Source organism: Herpetosiphon gulosus, from assembly GCF_039545135.1.
Classification (GTDB): Bacteria; Chloroflexota; Chloroflexia; order Chloroflexales; family Herpetosiphonaceae; genus Herpetosiphon; species Herpetosiphon gulosus.
The window spans coordinates 280,404-300,476 of sequence record NZ_BAABRU010000001.1; the positions used below are offsets into that span (position 1 = coordinate 280,404).

Genomic DNA, 20,073 nt, shown 5'->3' on the forward strand with positions numbered 1-20,073 from the left:
ATTATCTCCGTGCCACCGCACCACGTAAGGTTTGGCCTGCTTGGGTCAGAACTTCGCGCTGACCAAACCATAAAGTTCCAGCATAGGAGCCGATGCCTACCACTACTGCCGCCAAGAGTTGCAGCCATGCAGGGGTATTTTGCAAGGCCAGCAGGGTCAACATCAAACAAATACTCATCACTGTGCCAGCAATTGCGGCTGGTTGGAAGGCGCTCAAAATTCGGCGAATTGGCATATTCAGTACTTTGGCGGCAACCACCAAATTGAGTGTGCTGCCCAAAAATGCCACAATTGCATGGGTAATGCCGACCGCCTGCAACGATTTGAATTGGGCAGCGGCAAACCACAAGGCTGGCACCAACACAATCAAACGAGCGATTGAAAGCTTGGTCAAAATGCTGGTGCGATTTTGGGCTTTGTAGACATCGCCAACGTTGTAGCCCAGCGAAAGAAACAGCGTGTAAATCGCAATTGTGCGCATAATTGGCACAGTTTCAATCCATTTTACGCTCAGCAAGGTCAAAACAAACGGCTCAGCCGTAATTGCAATCCCCAATGAAAGCGGCACAGTTACCAAGGCCACATAACGCGAAGCAATAAAAAAGCCCTGTTGCAAACCAGCAGGATCATCGCGCAAACGACTGTACAAGGGATACAGCACATTGGCCAAAGCAACACAAACCTGCATCACCATCAAGTCAGGGAAGCGAAAGCCGTTGGTATACACCCCCAGATTTTCCTCGCCAAGATAGCGCCCAACCAGCAGATAATCGGTTTGCGCCAAGATCACTGATAGCCCATTAACCGCCACAATATTACTGCCGAAGCTCAAAAGTGGCTTAATCACCGTGCGATCCAGTTTGAAGCTAGGCCGCCATGGATTGACCATCCAATAGGCGATCACGCCACAGGCCGAGCCGCCCAATTGACCCCAAACCAAGCTCCAAGCGCCCATGCCCGCCAGGGCACAGCCAATCGAAATCGCGCCTTTGCTGCTGACCTGAATCAGATCGGGGATGAAGCGCTTTTTGAATTGCATGCGCTTGCGCAACAGAGCATCGTGAATATTGCGCATGGCAAATAAGGGAAAACTCAAGCCCAACGCCCGAATGATCGGAATCACATTAGGATTATTTTGCAAGAAATAGGTGGCAACTAAGGGCGCTGCCAACCATGTGATACTAAAGAGCGTCAAGGCGATTCCACAGCCAAGCCAAAAAGCGGTATTGGCAGCATCCTCACCTTCACGATAAATCACTGCCGAGCCAATCCCGAGATCTTGCATCACTTCAAGAAAGGCGATCACCGTCAAGCCCATGCCGACCAAGCCATATTCAGCTTTGGTCACGAAATAAGCCAAAATCACCGTGGTGATAAAGATCAGAATTTTGCCGCCATAGGTGGCGGCATACGACCATAAGGTATTACGAGCCGCGCTCTGGACAATCGTTTCAGGCTGTTTCGCCATTTGGTAGCGCCTCGCGATACTCTTCATAAGCTTTATTGGCAACATTGGGAATCGCATAGGCGATGGCGATCAGAATCCAGAAAAAGCGTGGGTAGGATAGTTGCAGGAAAATCCCCGCGAACATATAGCCAACCAAGCCCGCTTGGAAGCCAAATACCAACCCATCGAAATCGCCCATATTGATTTCGCGGAACTTTTTACGCGCTCGGTTCATATCGCGGAACAGTACCCACATCATTGCGCTAAACACCGAAAGCCCAAATAAGCCTTTTTCAGTCAGAATCTCAAGGTACATATTGTGCGGCGCTTGATCCCAACGGCTGTTATCAAGGCCTAGATCACGGGCATACTCTTGATAGTGATTGCCAAAATTACCCACGCCTAAGCCAAAAATTGGGTTAGCCCAAAACATGCGAATACCAGCTTGTTGGGCGCTCGAACGACCCCGGAACGAAGCCTCGTTGCGCACATCTTCTTGGGCCAAGCCAGGAATCGCCTCGGGAATTGTTTCGAGCCGCGCAATATACGAGGCTGGCAAGGTTGGAATAACCACAAAACCCAAAGCAATGATGATAATCACCGAAAGCGGCTTGGGTGGTCGGCGAATAAACATAATTAAGCTGGCAATCGAGAGCGAGAGAAACGCCCCACGGCTGAACGAGAAGAAAATTGAGGCCATACAAACGCTCAATTGCCAAATTGCAAACCAGCGCAATTTTTTATTCTTCTCATTCCACATACGATCCATACCGAGGGGAATCAAGGTCAGCAAGACTTGGGAATAGAAGTTAGGATCGCCGATTGGCCCAGCAATCCGATAATCATCTTCAACGCCTGAAACGATTTGCATTTTGCCAGCTTTGGCAAAGCCTAAATAATCGTTCTCGAAGGTGCCAGTTAGTTGCTGCCATGTGGTGATTGAGGCCATAAAAATGCCTGCGAACAAGAGTGCCCACATCGAGCGATGCAGCATCTTGGGTGAACGCATCATCATTACCACCACGATCACGATGATCGCATCTTTGAAGTAGGCAACGACTCCATTCTTGACCCGCAGCACATCATCGGCATAGAGAAATGTGGCTACCCCAACCATCCCATAGACGAAAATCCAGGCGGCGGGCTTGAGCCAAGGCTCGGGTTTTTGGTTGTAGAGTGCCCAGCGCAGGAAAATAATTAAAAAGAGCAGCGCTAAAAATGGTTGGGCGGTTGAGGGCGCACCGTTGCGCACCATCACATCGGAAAAACGGGTGTAGCTCATGAACACCAGCGCCAGCAAGCCCCATTCGCTGTTGCGCATTGTGACCATGGCAGCACCAGCGCCACCAAACAGCAGCACTAATTTCAAGGGGTTATCGAAAAATGCCAAGGCGGCGGCAACCCCAGCCCCACCGACGATCGCCAAACAAGCAAAGGCAAATTTCATCCATTTGCTGTTAAACACATCTGGTTGGCTGGTTGGCTCTTCTTGTGGTGTGTTGGCCAGCATAACGACCTCATGGCTGCACGGCATGAATTGCATGCCGTGCAGGTTGGTTTAATTTAGGCAGGTTGTTCAACGGCTGAGAAGAGCACATTCTTTTCGCCACTGCGATACGAGCGGGTCAAGGCCGATTCAGCTTCTTCAACTAATTGGGCGTAGGCCATATTGTTGCGGCGCGTGGCTCCACCAGCATAGGGCGTTAATTTCACCACTACATCATCAATCCCGGTTTCGACCGGCTGATCAAGCGCGTTCAAAATCCGATCAAGCGTGCGCGTGGCAGCAATTTCGGGAGTTTCAGGCAGCAAAATCGAGAAGGTCGTGTTATCCCAGCGACCCACAATATCGTTGCCGCGTAGTTCGTTGCGCAACACATTTTTAGCATGGCGCAAGACCCGCTGCACAACTGGCGCAGGCATACTATCGATCACATCTTGCATGCCATCGAGATAGACCAAGCCTAGCGAGGCGATTGAGCTGCGGCCCAGCGCTTCTTTGGATTGTTGGTCGAAGTGGCGGCGCGTAAAGGCCGTCGAAACTGCATCAACTGTGCTGCGGCGGCGTAGTGCTTCCAACGGTGTTTTGAGTTGCTCTTGCACAATTGCGATAATCGCACCAACCACCGCGCCCAAAATCAAGGCCAAGGTCGTGTCACGTACTGGCTGCGGGCTTTGGGGGGTTGATGAGGGCAAGGCTGGATCAAGCACGGTTAGGCTATAGCTGGGATATTTTTGATCAACAAAATCAATGGTGCGTTGGGCCAAGCTATTAGCTAACAGAGCAGTAGTTGGGGCATCAGGCCCATCAACATAGACTTCCAAAACATTAGCTTCGGGAACCGTCACTGCATTGTTTTTGTAGCGCAAAACTTCGGCTGGCGGCAAATTGAGCACCGAGCCAGTTTCCTTGAAAGGGCTACCGCTATTTAGAATTTCGGCAATCGTGTTGACGATTGTGCGATTTTGCAAGGTGGTAACGCTATATAACTCTTGGCCGCTATCGACGCGAGCCAAGTTGGGGCTGAGCAACAGGCGGGTGCGCGTGCGATACTCAGGCTCAGTCACATAAGCGCGGGCCAGCGCCAAGGTTGACCCAGTTAATGCTGCTAGAGCGATCAGCCACCAGCCGCGCCCTAACATTCGAAGATAATGACGAAATTCCATAGCAACGGTTCCTTTGTTGCAGCGCCGACTGCTGGCTAGGCCATGCGCTGCGTTGGTTGAATAGTTGAAAGAATAGCAGCCCGAATGCGATCGCCAACGCGATCCCAGGTAAATTCACGATGGGCCAATTGGTAGCCAGCTTCACCAAATTCACGACATCGTTCAGGGTGATCCAACAAATCACTTAAATAATTGGTCAGGCTATCAACGTCACCAGGTTCAATCAGATAGCCAGTTTGGCCATGCAGCACGCGGTCGGGCAGGCCGCCACTGTTGGCCGAAATAATTGGAAGTTTATACATAGCCGCTTCGGTGAAGGCGATCCCTGCTGGTTCGATCCGGCTGGGCATGCAAAAAATGGTTGCCTCACGAAAATACTGAACAACTTGTTCACGCGGCACTCGCCCAATAATCTGACAATTGGGCAAATCAAGCTCGGGCGAACATCCCACAATTGTTAATGTAGCGTCGGGATGCTTGGCTTGGATGCGTTTAAACGCTTCGGCGACTTCTGGCCCGCCTTTGCGCTCCCATTCTACTCCAACAAACAAGATCCGTTTGGCGGCATACTCTTTGTTGGTTGGTGGGTCTATTTTAACATTAATACCTGTATATACGCATTCAGCCTTTTCAGCCGGATAATTGTAGTCTTCGATCGCCGAAGTTCGGGCAAAATTGCTGGCAAAAAAGATTTTGCTGGCATTACGATAGATCTCCGGCTCAATCGCTGAACGCCATTCGGCTGAATATTGAATTTTGCTGGGATCAAATAGTTTGTAGCGCCAATTGGCTCGCAAGGTATGGTCGGTATAAATAAAATGCGGCATGCCCGCCACACTCGCATCAAAATTGGTCTGAGTTTGAAAGGTAAAGGCATACTCGCGCGGGTTGAAACGCTGTTGCACCAGCTTTTTAATCCGTTTGCCAATCCATCGGGTGACGAATAAATGCGGATTAGGCTTCTTCTGACCAGCCAAAATATCGCGACCATATTCTTTATACACTGCGGCCATCGCCAAAAGATAAAGGTGCGGATTGTATTTGAGCCAATCCTTAAAATCGAAAACCTCAAGCGTATATTCAGGAAATACCCGCTTGAATTGAGCGATCAGATTGGGATTAATAAACGAAAAATCGCGAATTTTAAGAAAAGCAATCTTCTGGGGCATTACGGCTGCTCCTGAGCATTAGGCATTGCGTTGAATTGGCCGTTGCAAAGCGGGATTCACGGCGAGTAATGTTTCGGAAAGTTTTTCGACGCAAGTTACTAAGTTGAAGTCGCTTTGGACCAGTTCGCGGCCACGAGCAGCGTAACTAGCGGCTTCCTCAGGGTGATCGCGCACATACAGCAGTTGATCGGCTAGGGCTGCGGCATTGGCGGGCGGCACAAGATAGCCTGTTTCGCCGTGGCGCACCAATTCTGGAATACCCGACATGCGCGAGGCCACAACTGGTAATTCACAGGCTAAGGCTTCCATCAACGATACAGGAATACCTTCCATTTTGCCTGAGGGGGTGATGATGCTGGCTTGGACATAGCAATCAGCCGTGGCTAATAGTTCGCGCACAGCGGTTTCGGGCTGCGGGCCAAGCAATTCGACCATGCCGGTTAATTGTTTTTCGGCGATCAATTGCTCAAGCATTGGGCGATCTTCGCCACCGCCAATAATGCGGCAGCGGAAGGCAACCCCACGATCACGCAAGAAGCTACAGGCCTGAATCAAGAAGGGATGGCCTTTGTAATCTTGCAAACTGCCAGTGGTCAAAATTTCAAAGCGTTCGCCAGCTGGCTTGGGTTGAGGTTGATAGCGCTCAGGGCGAATACCACAATGCACAATATGAATCCGATCACGCACCCACTCGCCTAATTTTTCGACCAAAAATTCGCGGTGAAACTCAGCAATCGCCATAATTGCGCTAGCCCCACGGGCTTTGGTCGGCAGCATCGCCCGATTGACAAAAATATCGTGACCATGGACGGTGAAGGAATAGGGAATACCAGTTAGGCGATTGATAATCCAAGCAGCAAAGGCTGGATAAGTGGCGTAATGGCAATGAATATGGGCAATCTGCTGAGCCTGCATATGCTTAGCCAAGGTGATTGCTTTAGGAATTAATGCCAATTTACGCACTAATTCGCTGGGGGCTGTAGCACTTTCGGCTAGGGTTTTCGCGACGATACTACTCGTTTTGAGGGGTTGTTTCACTAAGCGCTGTAACGAACTCAGGGCAACATGGGGCGAGATAAATGGCTGGGGCTGAGCCAGTGGAATCCAGCGCTTAGCCTCATCGTGGACGACCGCTTGTTGCTGCAACATCAACGGAAACAGCTTAACCTCCCAGCCAAGCCGCTCCATTTCGAGCATTTCACGCAGAATAAAGGTTTCCGACAGATGCGGAAACCGTGACATCATGTAAGCAATTGGCTGTGCCACTAATGTGCACCCCGCTGCTTCAACACGGCGGGAATCGTGCGGAACAGAATTTGAATATCGAGCCACAAGCAGCGGCGTTCGATATAGGCAATATCCAAGAGCAAGCGATCATGGAACTCGGTGCTAGCGCGACCGAATAATTGCCATAGCCCGGTTAAACCTGGCTGGACATCGAGGCGTTCAGTTTGCCACAAGTCGTAGGTATGAGCGCCAAATGAGGTTGGGCGTGGGCCGACCAGGCTCATCTCGCCTTTGATCACATTCAACAATTGAGGCAATTCATCGAGGCTGGTTTTGCGTAAGAATTTGCCAACCTTGGTGATGCGTGGATCGTTGCTAATTTTAAAATCGGGCCATTGTAATTCGTTGAGGTGCATCAACTGCTTTTTCATTTCTTCAGCGTTGGGCACCATTGTGCGAAATTTGTACATTCGAAACGTTCTGCCACCTTGGCCTGTACGTTTTTGAGTAAACATAATCGGCCCATTAGGCGAATCAATTTTGATCAAAATAGCACATAAGAGAAAGAATGGCAGCAAAAATGGCATTGCCATCAACAAAATCAACAAATCCATCGCTCGTTTACTAACCAAATAGACCTGCCGAGCCATTGGTGAGCGATTAGGTTGAATCTGAAACAGCCAGGCATAGGCTGGATTTTCACGGTAATTGAGTGAAGAAGCCATGACGGTTCCTTTCTGCACGATGCATGAACGGCGCTTTAAACCTCAGTCTGAACGGTCGAGCGTGTGTCTTGTGGTTTTACCCCTTTGAGTTGGCGCAAAGCCCGTGTATCGGCCTCGCGAATCAACTCATCAAATGTCAGGGCATCGTCGGGAAATGATGCAATTCCACACAACACATCTACACCCAGCCTCTCGGACGCAGCAGCCTTGATGCGTTCCGCAAACGAAACAGAATTAGCAGCATTGGTTTCGGGACTCATCACGATAAATTGGTTTGAGCTTGGTTGCTCGAAAATCATGTCGGTTCGGCGCATAACATCGGCGACAACGCGGGTTAAACTCGTTACGACATAGCGCGTCATCATGGATTTCTGCACTTCTTCGACACTGCGATGAATCGCCAGATTGACTGATTGAGGATCGGGCTTGATCACCAGAACACTCATTGGGCGACGATGGCGACGACTACGCACCATCTCAGTTTGAATTTCATCGTTGGAATCGTTGAGCGGGCGAATTTGGCGATTAACTTGTGGTAAGGTGATATTGATCACCGCTTGCTCGAAATCGTAGAGATCGATGGCAACTTGGTGACCAAAACGCACTCCAACCAATAAGAACACCAATTCAGTCAGCGATAGGTAGATATCGACCCCAACAAACGAAACATCATTGAAAAATGCTAAACGAATAATTGCGTAGATCGCACCCCAATAGGTGAGGGCCACCAAAAGCCGACGTTGCCGAAAATAGGGCAGCATAATCGTGATGATGATTGCTGCTAAACCGAGAACATAGACAAACGAACGTAGGTCAATAACATTCTCGCCCTGGAAGTCCAGCCGCTCGATGTTGAAAAACGCAGCGAGATAGAGAACGAGCGCAATAATTGATCGACGCAGGTACTTCATGGTGGCTTACTTTCTGGCTATAGGTGCCACACTACACCAAAATTAAATCCTGAGCTAAGCTTTTGCCACATCGGATTCTAACGAGAATCTGGCCTAAATTGAAAACTTAGCGCTACTTACAATAGTACGGTGTCTTTGGTCGTGTGCCAACCGAATATTCTAAAGCGTGGGTACTAAATTTTTGATAGTACTTAAGCTGAACCATATCAAGAGAAAGGACTACCTACCAATGGTCGTCTACTACTTTGGCCTCTGACACTAAAAGTGTCAAGGGTGACTTTTGTCCTAAAAAAAATTTAAGTATCCAATAAAAAAGCGATGCACTTGCTTTGGCATCGCTGCTTTCTGACACATCGCTATCTTCTAGGACACCATAGGCTGTAGTTGTTTCTGGCCATCGCCAGTATACCATGCCAGATGAAAAGATCAACACTTTTTGACTTAAAGCCGCTTGTAGCCTATAATGGTCGATGGGTCGGGTCCTGTGCGGCATATGTTTGCCAACTCCGCCAGGATTGAAAGATAGCAACGGTACGCTTGCCTCTATGGGTGTCACAGCAAACCTGGCCCGTGCTCTTTTTGCAGCAACCACCATTAATAAAATGGTGGTTGCTGTTTTTAATCACCAGCAATTAAAGGCGCTCTAGTCCTGTGGCTGGGCTAGCCCAAGGATATATCAATGGCCCATAGCGCCTAAATTTGCAATTTTCCCCAAGCTGTGTATAATAACCCCATAACGCGATGCGGGAATAGCTCAGTTGATAGAGCGTCTCCTTGCCAAGGAGAAGGTCGCGAGTTTGAGTCTCGTTTCCCGCTCCACGAATGACTGCTGGTGAAAACCAGCAGTTTTTTATTGTAATCGAAGCTTGAAAGGGCAAGCATGCTCACATTAAATAGTAATCAACGCCAATATTTGCGCCGCTTGGCTCACGACCTCAAGCCTGTGGTGCAAATTGGCAAACAAGGGCTTTCAAGTACGGTGGTAGCCGCTGTGGCCGCCGCCCTTGATGCCCATGAATTGATCAAAGTGAAGTTTGGCGAATTTAAAGAAGAACGGCGCGAATTAACTGATCAATTGGTGGCTGATACTGAGGCTACGTTGGTTGCGTTGGTGGGCAATGTAGCGATTCTGTATCGTCCAAGTCGGCTTGACGATAAGCAAGTGATTGTGTTGCCACGCTAAATCAGCGTCTAGCACAATCAAGGCTTTCTGCTATAATACATAATGTTGGGCTACAGCCCTTGGTAATTTGACGCGATAGAATGCGGATGAGGCGCACAATGCAAGGTGCGCCTTTTGTGCGATTAGCAGCCGCGCTTAACGCAATAACTAGTGATGTGCTATGGAATATCAACCAAATCTTAGTAATATTCGACCAGGCAATGGCGGGGTTATTCAAGCAGTCGCAGCAGGCAGTACTGGTGCGCAACTTGGGCTACAAGCTGGTGACGCAATTCTGCAAGTCAACGGTCGGGTGATGCGCGATGTGATTGATTTTCGCTTTGCCATGACTGAAGATCAAGTTGAGTTGCTGGTGCGCCAAGCTGGCGAAGAACGTAGCATCCAATTGACCAAAAACCCCGATGATATGCTTGGCCTCGATTTTGTCGAGCCATTATTTGATCGCTTGCGAACCTGCAATAATAAATGCCCCTTCTGCTTTCTGACCCAAATGCCTAAAGGATTCCGCAAAACACTCTACCTTAAGGACGATGACTATCGCTTGTCGTTTTTGTATGGTAACTTTGTAACATTGACGAATCTCAAGGAGGAAGATTGGGATCGGATTGCTGAACAACGCTTGGGGCCAATGTATATTTCAGTCCACGCGACTGATCGTACCTTGCGGGCAATTTTGTTGGGCAAGCCCGATGTTCCCGATGTGTTGGAGCAAATTCGGCGCTTAGGCGATTTGGGCATCGATGTGCATACCCAAGTCGTGGCATGTCCACAATTGAATGATGGCCCAGCCTTAGCCCAAACCATCCATGAATTGGGTCAGTTGTATCCAATTGTTCAAAGCATCGCGATTGTGCCAGTTGGCCTAACCCGTTATCGTTTTGAGGGCAAAAAACCCCAAAGCATCAAAGCTGCCATCCGCGTGCACGAAAGCGCCGAATGGATTGATAGCAACTGGGAAGCTCAGCCAATTTGGCAAGAAGAAGCGCCGGTTGCCAACGAATTGTTTCAAGCGGCCAAGGAAGGAAATCTCGGCTTTTGTGCGCGGTTAGGGGCGGCCACCGAAGTCGAGTTGCGGCCATATCGTGGCGATGAAGCCGCTGCTGTAATCGACATCTGCGAACCATTTCAAGAATATTACATGGCCGAACATGGCTCGGTCTTGGTCTATCCCTCGGATGAGTTTTATCTGTTGGCGGGCCGCGAACAGCCCGATGGCTCGTTGTACGAAGGCTACGATCAATTAGAGAATGGTGTGGGCCTGGTGCGCCAATTCCAAGATGAATGGGCCGAGATTGTGCCTTCGCTGCCAAGTGCTGTCGATAAACCCACCCGCATGTTGCTGGCTTGTGCAACCCTCGCCGCTCCCGTGTTGCAACAAGTCGCTGAACAACTTAGTCGAATTGAAAACCTGACCGTGGAATTATGCCCAGTCGTCAATCAATTTTTTGGCGAGATGGTGACAGTTTCGGGCTTGCTGACTGGCGGCGATGTGGTCGCTGAGTTACAAAAGCATGGCCCAGCTGATATTGTGATGCTGCCGAAAGTGATGTTCGATCACTCCGGAACTCGCACAATTGATGAATGGACTGTTGAACAAATTGCAACCGCACTTGGTGCGCAGGTGACAATGGCACGGATGCCCCACGAAATTCGCAGGGTCGTGCGTCAACTCAGCCGCCAAGCTAAACCGCGCTCGCAGCGCCGGTATCTGGCTCAGGCTTCAATGCGCTAGCCGCTCAACCGCCTGCGAGTGCTACCTGACACAGTGGAGCATGAGTATGACATCGCAGACGGTTGTGCAAAATAGTGCCTTTGAGTTGGAACAGGTGTTGGTCGTGATTGAGCGGGCTGATGCGATTGCTAGTAGCATGACCCTCGATCCTTTGCTTGATCGCATGCTGGCCTTGTTGATCGAGATTGCTGGCGGTGAGGCGGGTACGCTCTATCTGGTTGATGACGATGAGATCGTTTTTCAGGTTGTCCATGGCGATCCGGCGAGTCAACATTTGGTTGGCATGCGTTTACCAATTAATATCGGTTTGGTTGGGGCTACAATTCGTGCAGCTCAACCATTGTGGATCGAAGATATCAACGCCGATCCACGTTGGGATCGTCGGCTAGGCGAGGCCAATAGCCTGCAATTACGCTCGCTACTGTCGTTGCCGCTCCTGCTCGAAGAACAGGTCGTTGGCGTGATTCAGATTTTCAATCCGCAACGTTCTGAGCCGCGCTTGCTCAAACTCTTGGGCAATCGGATGGCTGCCGAAGTCGAAAAAGCACGCTTGTTGAAAAAAAGCCAGCAACGTGAATCACGCTTGAGTGCCTTGGTCGAGATTGTGGGCCATATTGGCTCGACCCTCGACCGCAAGACCTTGCTAAATTTGATCATCGATTATGCGCGAATTTTGCTTGATGCCGAGGCTAGTTCGCTGTTTTTGACTGAGCCAGAAACAGGCGATTTGATTTTGCAGCATTCGACGGGCCATCTGCATGAACGCGTTCAGTCGGTGCGTTTGGCCAAAGGCCGTGGTATCGCGGGCTACGTCGCTGAAACTGGCGAGACAATCTGCGTTGGCGATGTCAAGCGCGATCAACGCCACGATGGTAGTGTTGATCAGATGACCGGTTTTGATACCCGTTCGATTTTGGCCGTGCCATTGCGCACTCGTTGCATTACCTTTGGCCGTGAACGAGCGCAATCCGAGGAACATCTGATTGGTTGCATCGAGGTTTTGAACAAACGCGATGGCCGTTTCGATGATGATGATAAATTGTTGTTGCAAACCTTGGCACGTCAAGCAGCAACCGTGCTCGAAATTGCCGATTTGTATGCTGATGTCAACGAGCTATTTCTTGATGTTATTCAAGCCTTGACGGCGGCGATTGATGCCAAAGACCCGTATACCGAAGGCCATTCCAAGCGGGTTTCGGAATTTGCCGTGGCGATTGCTGAAGAATTAGAGCTTGAGCCAAGCTTTATTCACCACCTGCGGATTGGTGCGATTTTGCACGATGTTGGCAAAATTGGCATTAGCGATGGGGTGCTGAAAAAGCCTGGACGCTTGACCGACGATGAATTTGGCGAGATGAAATCGCATCCTGAGATTGGCGAGCGAATTCTCGGCCATATTCGCATGTTGCAAACCGAGTTACCAGTGATTATTCAACATCACGAGCGACTTGATGGCAGCGGCTACCCGTATGGCTTAGCCAAAGGCCAAATTTCACTCGGTGGACGAATTGTCGCCGTGGCCGATGCCTTTGATGCCATGACCTCTGACCGACCGTATCGCAGAGGCTTACCAATTGAAGAAGCGTTTCGACGTTTGCGGGCTGGAGCCGACACAGAATTTGATGCTGTCTGTGTTGAAGCACTCTGGCAAGCATTAAATCGTGGGCGAGTTCGCCCGCAACGGCTGCGTGATGATATTGGCGACCATCGAATTATCAACGATGCAACACCATTTCGCACTCCACTAACACCATCGGCTTGAGCAGGCTGGGTTTTCGGGCATTTGCGCGGGCTATGGTGGGATTGTTGGTCAACAGCATGGCTGTTTGATCTGAATTTAGTCTGATGAAAGGAAAACTCGCAATTTACGCGAGTTGCAATAGATATGCCATTCCAACGCCCAAAACGCCGTAGCCCACAGCGCGGCCCGCAATCGAATGCCGCTCGTCCAGCCCGACCTGGCCGACCTGGCTCACGCCCCAATCAAGCGCCAACCCGTGGCCCACGCCATGATCCTGCTGGCCGCCCAGCGGGTGCAGCTCCCGCCGGAGTAGTCCGCCAGCGAGCATTTGTCAAACAACCAACCGTCGATATGAGTCGTCCGTTGTTTGCGGTGCAAACCCAACCTGGGGTTGGCCAATTGTTGTTGGCCGAAATTAATGCGACCTTGCAAAAACCAATGCTGGTTGCCCAACGCCACATTACCCAAAAAGATGATATGTTGTTGTTTCATACCAACACCAACTCCAAAGAATTGTTTAATCTGCGAACTGCCGAAGATTTATTTGTGGTAGCAGCACGGGCTTTCAATATCTCACCTGATCAAAGTGGCTTGAAGCAAATTCACGCTGCGGTCAAAAATAGCCCGTTGGTGCCAACGGCTCTGCGGGTTTTCACCTTGAATGGTGGTCGCACGCCCAAAATCACCAGTTTTCGGGTGGTAACGCGGGTCACTGGCAAGCAAGATTTTGCCCGTAAAGCCGTGGGTATCGCCGTGGCCGATGCGGTGCGCGATAACTGGCCAGGCCGCTGGAAGTTGGTCGAAGAAGATGCCGATGTTGAAATGTGGGTAACCCTGTTTGGTAGCGAAATTGTGGTCGCAATTCGGCTTTCAACTGGCGGTATGCGCCATCGCATTCAGCGCGTGGTTGATCGTCCGGCGGCCTTGCGACCTGCGATTGCTGCGGCGATGGTGCGGCTCTCCAACCCGCAACCAACCGATGTCTTTTTAGATGCCATGGCTGGCACAGGAACGATCATTGCTGAACGGGCAGCAATTGGGCCGTTTGAGCGGCTAATTGCTGGCGATAAGAGCCGTGAAGCAGTCAAAGCCCTGAGCCGAAACTTAGCAAGTGTTGGCGGCGATTTAGCCATTCGCCGTTTAGATGCTACTGACTTACCATTCCAACCAGGCGAAATTAACAAGCTCGTCACCAATTTGCCCTTTGGTAAACAAGTCAACAATATCGATGAATTGCATCAATTGTATTCTGGGGTCTGTGCAGAATGGGCGCGAATCGTTGCGCCTGGTGGCATGATCGTGGCGCTGGCTGCCGAAATCGATGTGCTGCGCGAAAAAATCAATGCCACGCCAGAATTACGAGTTCGTGGAACGTTCCCAATCGCTGTATTGGGCCAAACGGCCACGATTGTGCAACTTGAACGTCGTAGAATGTAGCGATGTGGGCTTTTGGGCCGCATTGCGAAAGAGGTATAACTATGGAAAAACCAATTGTGGCGATTGTTGGCCGACCTAATGTTGGCAAATCGACCTTGTTTAATAAGCTGATTGGCGAGCGCCGCGCGATTATTGCCGATGAAGCTGGCACAACCCGCGACCGCCAATATGGCGAAACGATCTGGAATGGCCGCGTATTTACCATTGTAGATACGGCAGGTTTGTTGGTTGGCGATGATGATCCAAACTTGCCTTTAGCCGAAATTGTGCGCCGTACTCACCAACAAGCTCAGCTGGCGATCGACGAAGCCGATGTGATTGTGTTTATGGTCGATGTACGTGAAGGCTTGATCGCTGCTGATGAAGAGGTTGCCGCCTTATTGCGCCGTAGCAGCAAACCTGTAGTCTTGGGTGTAAACAAAGCTGATACCGAAGATCGCCGCCAAAATGCGGTTGAGTTCTACAACCTTGGCTTGGGCGACCCAATTGCTTTGAGCGCCTATCATGGCACCGGCTCAGGCGATTTGCTTGATGAAATTGTGCGCAATTTGCCAGCAGGCCAAGAAGAAGAGGAAGACGACAATTCGCTGAAAATTGCGATTGTCGGGCGACCAAACGTTGGTAAATCGAGCTTGCTGAATAAATTGGTCGGCGAAGAGCGGGTGGTTGTTAGCGATATTCCTGGCACAACTCGCGATTCAATCGACACCAAATTGACCTATAAAGGCATTCCAATTACCTTGATCGATACCGCTGGGATTCGGCGACGTGGCTCGATTGAGCAAGGGATTGAACGCTACAGTGTGTTACGCACGATGAAAGCAATCGAGCGTTGCCATATTGCCCTGATTTTGGTCGATGCCCAAGAAGGCCCGACCGCTCAAGACACCCACGTGGCAGGCATGGTTTTGGAAGCCAACAAAGGCTTGGCGATTATCGTCAACAAATGGGATTTGATCGATAAAGCCAAATTCAGCTACGAAGATGCCAAAACCACCATGTCGCAGGTGTTTCACTTTGCGCCGTATGCGCCGATTGAATTTATTTCGGCTAAAACTGGCCAACGCGCTACCAAAGTGCTCGATATTGCCCAAACCATCCAGAGCGAACGCAACAAACGCGTTAGCACTTCGGATATTAACAACTTGTTGCGGGCAGCGGTGCGCGAACACCCACCAACAGCAATGCATAAAGGCGCTCACTTGCGCTTGTTCTATGCAACCCAAGCCCAAGTTGAGCCACCAGTCTTCTTGTTCTTCTCGAATGCACCAGAACAAGTGCACTTTGGCTACAAGCGCTACCTCGAAAATCGTATTCGCGAACAATATGGCTTTATTGGCACACCAATTATTTTGGTGTTCAAAGGTCGCGAGGAAGAGCAAACCGTTTCGGTTTCTGGCAAACGCTAAATATTCTAGCATTCAATCCAGCAAAAAGCACTTCAATCAACGCCGATTGAAGTGCTTTTTACAATTAAATTATTTGATTAAGTCCAAAAAATTAGGCTAATTCGCCAAGTAAACCACGTGAGATGACCATACGCAGAATTTCCGATGTGCCTTCGCCAATGGTCAGCAAACGGGTGTCGCGATAGTAGCGCTCAACCGGATATTCGCTGCTATAGCCGTAGCCGCCAAAGATTTGCACGGCGTTGCGGCAGGCCCGTTCTGAGGCTTCCGAGGCGTAGAGTTTGGCAATCGCTGCTTCGCGGGTAAAGGGTTTGCCATTTTCTTTGAGCCATGCGGCACGTAAAATCAGCAAACGAGCAGCTTCTAGCTCGGTATCCATATCAGCCAACATATTGCTGATCGATTGATAGCTACCAATTGCATGGCCAAAGGCTTGGCGCTCACGGGCATAGCTAACCGCAGCTTCCATTGCGGCCACGCCTAAACCAATTGCCATGGCCCCAATCGAGATTCGTCCGCCATCAAGCACTTTGAGGAATTGCACAAAGCCATCGCCTTCGGCTCCCAGCAGATTTTCAAGCGGAACCCGCACATTATCAAAGGTGATAGCGTGAGTATTTGATCCACGTAAACCCATTTTGTGCTCAGGGCTGCCAAAATGCACTCCAGGCGTACCTTTGGGAATGATGATCGCGCTGATGCCACGTTTGCCGCGATCTTTATTGGTAATAGCGGTGGCGATCAAGTGGCCTGCTTCGGCGGCGTTGGTGATCCACATTTTTGCACCGTTGATCACCCATTCGTTGCCATCGCGCACGGCAGTAGTGCGCGTTGAGCCAGCATCCGAGCCAGCATGGGGTTCAGTTAAGCCAAATGCCCCAAGGTAACGACCTTCAGCAGCTGGCCGCAGAAATTGCTCTTTTTGTTGATCGTTGCCAAACATGGCGATTGGGGCGCTACCCAAACCAACATGGGCCGCATAGGAAAGCGCAGTCGAGCCACAACAGCGGGCAATTTCTTCAACTGCCAGCGCCGCGCTAATCGCATCGGCTCCTGCACCGCCCAATTCTTCAGCAAAAGGCAAGCCCATCAAGCCCATATCGGCCATTTTTTGCCAAGTTGAGGCTGGAATCTGGGCTTTTTCATCAACGTCTTTGGCTTTGGGCAATAACTCACGCTCAGCAAATTCACGCACACTCTGACGTAACTCTTGCTGTTCTTGGGTTAACTGGAAATCCATTAAACATATCTCCTATGATTTGGTCGGCTTCGTTGCCTAATTGTAGTATACCAAGAAGTTGTCCGTTAGGGGTCAGGGGCTAGGGGTTAGGGTTCAGGATAACGAGGGTTTTGGCTTCTTCACTGGTTCTAGCTAAAGCCTACACTCTGATCCCAAACCCCTGACCCCTGATCCCTAATTACGTTTCTTCATCGATAAAGGCCACATGGCGGAAGGTGGTTTGGTCTTCGATGCTGGCCCCAAGTGCGCCCACAATCAGCCCAATGATCGTGACCGTACCAGCCAAGGCCAGATTATGCTCAAGCGACAAAATTGCGAAATCGGTCCAACGAAGCGCCAATTCGTTGGGAACCACCCAAATGACCAGCATTGCAGCGCTGATCAGCAGCAACACCATCGACAGCATTGAGCCTAAAATTGTTAAAATAATTGCAAAATCAGTTACAACGACTTGCTCAGTTAGCCGAAAGCGGGTGCGGCGGGTGAGCAAGCGCTGGCGTGTTACGACAAAGGTGGTGGTTCCCGCAATCGTGATTCCTAAAGCCCCAGCCACTTCAGCCAATGGCAAGCGCACGCCAACATCCCACACTTCGGCGGTAAAGAGCAGAATCAGCAAGGTCGATAAGGCTGCGCCCGTAAATTTAGTCAGATGCCAAACCAAAATCCATGGGCGGTTACGGGCGACGGCGGCGATAATTTCGCGACCTGAGCGTACTAGTACGCGCAAGGTAAAAAAGAAGGGATTGCGCGATGATTGAGCAGTTTCTTCAACCCGCAGGTCGGCAACTTCGGTCAGCGATTCGAGCATCCATTCATGTTCCTCGCTACTAAAATCGTGGACTGCATCGAGATCTTCGGGCACACGCGGCACGCTCATTGGACTAGTGTGATCGTCGTTATGCGGCAAGGCCAACAAATCGCCCAGCAAATGTAAAAATAGCGCCCAGATGCGATTGCTCAGCACCAATTCGCGCTCAGCTTTGCGCACCATCGAGCGCTGAGCAGTTGGGTCGAGCCGCGCAGTCGAGATCGCTGCGGCATCAAGGCCACTGGCGGGTGTGCCCAACGTGTATTGCTTGCTCAAGGCGTGCAGATCGGTGGCGGTAAAGGCAATCGCAAAATCCCAACCCTTGGTCAAACGCTCGGTCACCGCCATATCAATTAATCTAATCGGCTCGGCCAGCACATCATCAGGATTGGGGTCGGGACGCACGACGATTGGCACGCGCCACGAAAATTCAGGGAAGCGCTGGCGTAAATATTCACGAGTTCGTTCGCGAGCCGTGCGAATTGCACCTTCGTCGATTTTTTCAAATGTGCCAATTAACACCCAACCAATTTCAACCAATGGTTTCTTGGGTGGCAGATCTTCACGGGCGCTATTCCACAAGTATTCCTCTTGGATGTTTGCAGACTCGATCATGGCTTCGCTCATGGGTTGCGCTCCCAGGCTTGGGCGATGGCAATTTTGCTAGCCCGATCTTTATAAACAATCCAAATCAGCACATCACCCGCCTTGGCTGGTTGGGTAAGCTCGGCAAAAGCGGCTTCGTCGCCCTCTAGCTCGGTGATTGCGGCAGGATCAAGGCCAACAGCACTGGCAGCAGCGATCATCAATGGCTCTAAAACGCCTGGTTCGCGCCCACGCAAAAACCATGGATCGCGCTTGAGGATCAACCGATCCACATGTTGGGCGATGATTGTCATTTGCTCTTGAATTTGTTGGTCGGTACGATCACCCGTGCCGCTGAACACCATGGCAATTTTTCCATTGGCGGTGCGGAGTGGCGCGGCGCTAGCTAATAACACCCGCAAGCCATCGCTATTGTGAGCATAATCGATTAATAAGGTGATGCCATCGCGCTGAAATTGATTCAAACGGCCTGGGTTATGCTCGGCATTTGGTTGAAATCCAGCGAGGCCCAGCGCAATCTGGCCAGCGCTTAATCCAAATGCAAACAGCGCGGCAGCAGCAGCCAAAGCATTGGCAATATTGTGCTGAGCCACGCCGCCAAAACTCAAGGGCAACTCAACCACCGCAATTAATGCTTGAGTTTGGCCAGCACTGGCTAGAATTAATTGGTTAGCATCAAGATACAAACACGTTTGTTGCTGCTGTTGCGCTTGTATAATCAAGGGGTTATTGGCTTGCAAACTAAACCAAATAATTGGCGTTGTTGCTTGGGGGGCAACCACCTCAACTAACACCGGATCATCAGCATTCAAAATAACGGCTTTTTGGGCGGCTCGTACAATGGTTGCCTTGAAATGGGCCATTTCGGCGACAGTTGCCAAACCGCGATCTGGCAGATGATCGTCGGCAACATTGGTTAAAACCGCAATCTCGCACTGGTTGAAGGCCAAGCCACGGCGCAATAAACCACCGCGAGCAGTTTCCAACACAGCCACCTCGACCGCTGAATGGCTCAGTACCTGTTGCGCTCCGCCAAAACCCGTCCAATCGCCTTGCTCTATTGCTTGGTTGTTAATCCAAACGCCGTCGGTATCGGTGCGGCCTGTTTGGTAGCCAGCGGTGCGCAAGCTAAAATCGATCAAGCGGGTAGTGGTGGTTTTGCCGTTAGTGCCACTAATCGCGATAATTGGCAAGGTTTGGTACATGCTACGGTCGAATTGAGCGGCGTTTTGGCGATAACGGCCATAGCCAACCCACCATGCTTCAGCCTCACGCCAAAGTGCCAATTGTTGATTGGCTAAATCGTGCAATGAGTTTGGAATTTGCTCCTGCTCCAGCATCGCCTGAATTTCGGCAGTGCTGGCAGCTTGATCTGAGCCTGCCAATTGCTCAAGCAGCAGAGCCAAACTTTCGGGCGTAGCAGTTTGCCAAGTAATGGCATATTCGCCCAAACTCGGGTGTTGTTGTAAAACAGGCTCAGCGTGGGCGATGCCATAGTTGGCACAAACCAGCGCCACTTGCTTGAGCCAAGCATTAATCTCCTCAGCTTCGCCAACCAGCCGAACTAAAGCAACCGGGGCATGAGCATAGCCATTTGGCCCTTCCAAGGCCCGAATATCACGAAACTCCAGCATAGGCCACCAACCTTAATTCAGCGCGAATCTAGGCTTAATGGTACATGCACCGCCCAAAAAAGCAATTGATTTGCGGCTGTTCAAACCACAGACTAAACATTATTCGAACATTTGCGTAGGCTGTGGTTTGTATTTGA

15 protein-coding genes, 1 tRNA gene and 1 other RNA gene are annotated in these 20,073 nt (G+C 50.5%); 7 read left to right on the forward strand and 10 right to left on the reverse strand.

Translation table 11 applies throughout. From position 1 onward, the window contains the following. Nucleotide 1: 1 nt before the first annotated feature. From ABEB26_RS01255 to ABEB26_RS01285, 7 genes are read right to left on the reverse strand one after another with little or no spacing between them, the layout of a single operon-like run. Nucleotides 2-1,468, reverse strand: a complete 1,467-nt coding sequence (locus tag ABEB26_RS01255) for a lipopolysaccharide biosynthesis protein (RefSeq protein ID WP_345720124.1) — start codon at nt 1,466-1,468, stop codon at nt 2-4. Then, nucleotides 1,452-2,957 (reverse strand): O-antigen ligase family protein, encoded by a 1,506-nt coding sequence (locus tag ABEB26_RS01260; protein ID WP_345720125.1) that lies wholly within the window; start codon nt 2,955-2,957, stop codon nt 1,452-1,454. The genes ABEB26_RS01255 and ABEB26_RS01260 overlap by 17 nt, the downstream gene beginning before the upstream one ends. Before the next feature lie 53 nt (nt 2,958-3,010). Then, the gene (locus tag ABEB26_RS01265) at nt 3,011-4,114 is read right to left on the reverse strand and encodes a YveK family protein (RefSeq protein WP_012191109.1); all 1,104 of its coding nucleotides are present in this window, start codon (nt 4,112-4,114) and stop codon (nt 3,011-3,013) included. A 35-nt stretch (nt 4,115-4,149) separates the two neighbouring features. Further along, nucleotides 4,150-5,283: a glycosyltransferase family 4 protein gene (locus tag ABEB26_RS01270; protein WP_345720126.1), complete on the reverse strand. Its 1,134-nt coding sequence runs from the start codon at nt 5,281-5,283 to the stop codon at nt 4,150-4,152. An 18-nt stretch (nt 5,284-5,301) separates the two neighbouring features. After that, nucleotides 5,302-6,549 carry a glycosyltransferase gene (locus tag ABEB26_RS01275; protein WP_345720127.1) on the reverse strand — a complete coding sequence of 416 codons (1,248 nt, stop codon included), beginning with the start codon at nt 6,547-6,549 and terminating at the stop codon, nt 5,302-5,304. After that, complete coding sequence (locus ABEB26_RS01280; protein WP_345720128.1) at nt 6,549-7,235, reverse strand: sugar transferase; 687 nt, start codon at nt 7,233-7,235, stop codon at nt 6,549-6,551. Before ABEB26_RS01280 ends, ABEB26_RS01275 begins: the two co-directional genes overlap by 1 nt. Nucleotides 7,236-7,270: 35 nt before the next feature. Beyond that, nucleotides 7,271-8,146, reverse strand: a complete 876-nt coding sequence (locus ABEB26_RS01285) for a hypothetical protein (RefSeq protein WP_345720129.1) — start codon at nt 8,144-8,146, stop codon at nt 7,271-7,273. 473 nt (nt 8,147-8,619) lie between these two features. Between ABEB26_RS01285 and ffs the strand changes: the two genes are divergently transcribed. The 7 genes from ffs (at nt 8,620) to der (ending at nt 15,648) form a co-directional block, all read left to right on the forward strand. Then, nucleotides 8,620-8,718, forward strand: an RNA gene (ffs, locus tag ABEB26_RS01290) — signal recognition particle sRNA small type. 171 nt (nt 8,719-8,889) lie between these two features. After that, nucleotides 8,890-8,965: transfer RNA gene (locus ABEB26_RS01295), tRNA-Gly, on the forward strand. Between the two features lie 61 nt (nt 8,966-9,026). Next, complete coding sequence (gene yhbY, locus ABEB26_RS01300; RefSeq protein ID WP_012191103.1) at nt 9,027-9,329, forward strand: ribosome assembly RNA-binding protein YhbY; 303 nt, start codon at nt 9,027-9,029, stop codon at nt 9,327-9,329. Nucleotides 9,330-9,489: 160 nt separating this feature from the next. After that, nucleotides 9,490-11,061 carry a DUF512 domain-containing protein gene (locus ABEB26_RS01305; protein WP_012191102.1) on the forward strand — a complete coding sequence of 524 codons (1,572 nt, stop codon included), beginning with the start codon at nt 9,490-9,492 and terminating at the stop codon, nt 11,059-11,061. Between the two features lie 46 nt (nt 11,062-11,107). Further along, nucleotides 11,108-12,823: an HD domain-containing phosphohydrolase gene (locus ABEB26_RS01310; RefSeq protein ID WP_345720130.1), complete on the forward strand. Its 1,716-nt coding sequence runs from the start codon at nt 11,108-11,110 to the stop codon at nt 12,821-12,823. Between the two features lie 123 nt (nt 12,824-12,946). Next, complete coding sequence (locus ABEB26_RS01315) at nt 12,947-14,239, forward strand: THUMP domain-containing class I SAM-dependent methyltransferase (protein ID WP_345720131.1); 1,293 nt, start codon at nt 12,947-12,949, stop codon at nt 14,237-14,239. Nucleotides 14,240-14,280: 41 nt separating this feature from the next. Continuing rightward, nucleotides 14,281-15,648, forward strand: a complete 1,368-nt coding sequence (gene der / locus ABEB26_RS01320) for a ribosome biogenesis GTPase Der (protein WP_345720133.1) — start codon at nt 14,281-14,283, stop codon at nt 15,646-15,648. A 91-nt stretch (nt 15,649-15,739) separates the two neighbouring features. Here the strand turns inward: der and ABEB26_RS01325 are convergent, their stop codons facing one another. The 3 genes from ABEB26_RS01325 to ABEB26_RS01335 all read right to left on the reverse strand — a co-directional run bounded on the left by ABEB26_RS01325 (nt 15,740) and on the right by ABEB26_RS01335 (nt 19,936). Next, nucleotides 15,740-16,888, reverse strand: a complete 1,149-nt coding sequence (locus ABEB26_RS01325) for an acyl-CoA dehydrogenase (protein WP_012191098.1) — start codon at nt 16,886-16,888, stop codon at nt 15,740-15,742. A gap of 178 nt (nt 16,889-17,066) precedes the next feature. Beyond that, entirely contained in the window at nt 17,067-18,323 is a 1,257-nt protein-coding gene (locus tag ABEB26_RS01330; protein ID WP_345720134.1) for a hypothetical protein, read from the reverse strand. Continuing rightward, nucleotides 18,320-19,936, reverse strand: coding sequence for a Mur ligase family protein (locus ABEB26_RS01335; RefSeq protein ID WP_345720135.1), 1,617 nt, complete (start codon nt 19,934-19,936; stop codon nt 18,320-18,322). Before ABEB26_RS01335 ends, ABEB26_RS01330 begins: the two co-directional genes overlap by 4 nt. Nucleotides 19,937-20,073: the final 137 nt, after the last annotated feature.

Coding starts and splice junctions, on each gene's coding strand:
- ABEB26_RS01255 (WP_345720124.1), bottom strand. CDS start 1,468: ATGGCGAAACAGCCTGAAACGATTGTCCAGAGCGCGGCTCGTAATACC.
- ABEB26_RS01260 (WP_345720125.1), bottom strand. CDS start 2,957: ATGCTGGCCAACACACCACAAGAAGAGCCAACCAGCCAACCAGATGTG.
- ABEB26_RS01265 (WP_012191109.1), bottom strand. CDS start 4,114: ATGGAATTTCGTCATTATCTTCGAATGTTAGGGCGCGGCTGGTGGCTG.
- ABEB26_RS01270 (WP_345720126.1), bottom strand. CDS start 5,283: ATGCCCCAGAAGATTGCTTTTCTTAAAATTCGCGATTTTTCGTTTATT.
- ABEB26_RS01280 (WP_345720128.1), bottom strand. CDS start 7,235: ATGGCTTCTTCACTCAATTACCGTGAAAATCCAGCCTATGCCTGGCTG.
- ABEB26_RS01285 (WP_345720129.1), bottom strand. CDS start 8,146: ATGAAGTACCTGCGTCGATCAATTATTGCGCTCGTTCTCTATCTCGCT.
- yhbY (WP_012191103.1), top strand. CDS start 9,027: ATGCTCACATTAAATAGTAATCAACGCCAATATTTGCGCCGCTTGGCT.
- ABEB26_RS01305 (WP_012191102.1), top strand. CDS start 9,490: ATGGAATATCAACCAAATCTTAGTAATATTCGACCAGGCAATGGCGGG.
- ABEB26_RS01310 (WP_345720130.1), top strand. CDS start 11,108: ATGACATCGCAGACGGTTGTGCAAAATAGTGCCTTTGAGTTGGAACAG.
- ABEB26_RS01315 (WP_345720131.1), top strand. CDS start 12,947: ATGCCATTCCAACGCCCAAAACGCCGTAGCCCACAGCGCGGCCCGCAA.
- der (WP_345720133.1), top strand. CDS start 14,281: ATGGAAAAACCAATTGTGGCGATTGTTGGCCGACCTAATGTTGGCAAA.
- ABEB26_RS01325 (WP_012191098.1), bottom strand. CDS start 16,888: ATGGATTTCCAGTTAACCCAAGAACAGCAAGAGTTACGTCAGAGTGTG.
- ABEB26_RS01330 (WP_345720134.1), bottom strand. CDS start 18,323: ATGAGCGAAGCCATGATCGAGTCTGCAAACATCCAAGAGGAATACTTG.
- ABEB26_RS01335 (WP_345720135.1), bottom strand. CDS start 19,936: ATGCTGGAGTTTCGTGATATTCGGGCCTTGGAAGGGCCAAATGGCTAT.